We start from the raw sequence: 1252 nt of genomic DNA on the forward strand, positions 1-1252 counted from the left end.
ATTTAATATATCACCATGCTTGAATCAAAACCCCTTCGACATTTTCTCGCGGTTGCACAGTTTGGGAATTTTACCCAAGCGGCCAAAGCCTTACATATCGCTCAACCTGCCTTGAGCATATCTATTAAAAAACTCGAGCAAACACTTGATCTGATTCTGTTTCGAAGAGGAGATAAATCGGTCACTTTGACGGAGGAAGGAAAGGTACTGTTTGAGCATGCCAAGCGAATTGCTCAGCAGTTTGATGACGCAGAGTTGGCGATGAATGAGTTGAAAGGTTTAGAAAAAGGCGAAGTGCGTTTGGGAGCCCCGAGCATGATGGGGAGCTATTTCTTCCCACAAGTCGTTATGGCATTTAAAAGCCAATACCCAAATCTCAAGCTGACGTTGATTGATGCGGGCACAGCATCGATTCGTGAAATGCTATTAAACGGCGAACTCGATATCGGTGTTATCAATCATGAAAATGTACCAGATGACCTAGAAACTGACCACTTACTCAGTTCTGAAATGTTAGCCGTTGTCGGTAAAGAGCACCCACTGGCCTCACAGTCATCTATCACCTTTGAAGAGTTTTTTGAGCAAGAGTTGATCATGTTTAAATCAGGGTATTTCCATCGTGATTTCATCGACGCGACCTGCAAAAAATACGATTTAGATATGACGATCGCATTTGAGACTAACTTGTTGCCAATGATTCTTTCTATTGTAAAGCGCGAGTTCGCTATTACCGCATTGCTTAGCTTGGTGACAGAGTATGAAGACGATGTTATTGGTGTGCCATTTAAAGACCCAGTAAAACTCAATCTATCTTTGGCGTGGCGAAAAGAGGGCTATTTGTCTAAGGCTGATAGAACCTTTATCGATTTCGTTAAACAATATGTGTGATTAGTAACATATTAACCCCGCAAATACTTGGGACTAATGTCACATTTTTCATGGGATTATGCGACGCAAATCACTATGCTTAACACGGATATTAACAGTTTCTAATTTACTTGGTATGCATGCCCGTTAAATAATACTAGTACTTTTTGAGTAGTTAGTGAGGGACTATGAAATGTGGATGTAAGGAGCAAACGTTAATACGAATTCGTAGAACGTTTCTCGACCGAGTGTTAGGAATCAAGGGTCGATATAAATGCAGCAAGTGCGATACTGTCATTAAAATAAAGGGCTAGGTATTGAGATGAGAGTAATGAGCCCGTTTGAAAATTAATTCGTCGATTATATTATTCTGTGAAAAATGTGT

General features: G+C 40.4%; 1 protein-coding gene. It reads left to right on the forward strand.

Annotated features, from left to right (window positions below; all coding sequences use genetic code 11):
• Window positions 1-15: 15 nt before the first annotated feature.
• Window positions 16-888, forward strand: a complete 873-nt coding sequence (locus tag BCT81_RS07265; protein ID WP_102423687.1) for a LysR substrate-binding domain-containing protein — start codon at window positions 16-18, stop codon at window positions 886-888.
• Window positions 889-1252: the final 364 nt, after the last annotated feature.

The organism is Vibrio sp. 10N.261.52.A1, from assembly GCF_002876325.1.
In the GTDB taxonomy this organism is placed as follows: Bacteria; Pseudomonadota; Gammaproteobacteria; order Enterobacterales; family Vibrionaceae; genus Vibrio; species Vibrio chagasii.

Bases quoted from the DNA above. Each gene is read 5' to 3' on its own strand.
- BCT81_RS07265 (WP_102423687.1), top strand. From the start codon at position 16: ATGCTTGAATCAAAACCCCTTCGACATTTTCTCGCGGTTGCACAGTTT.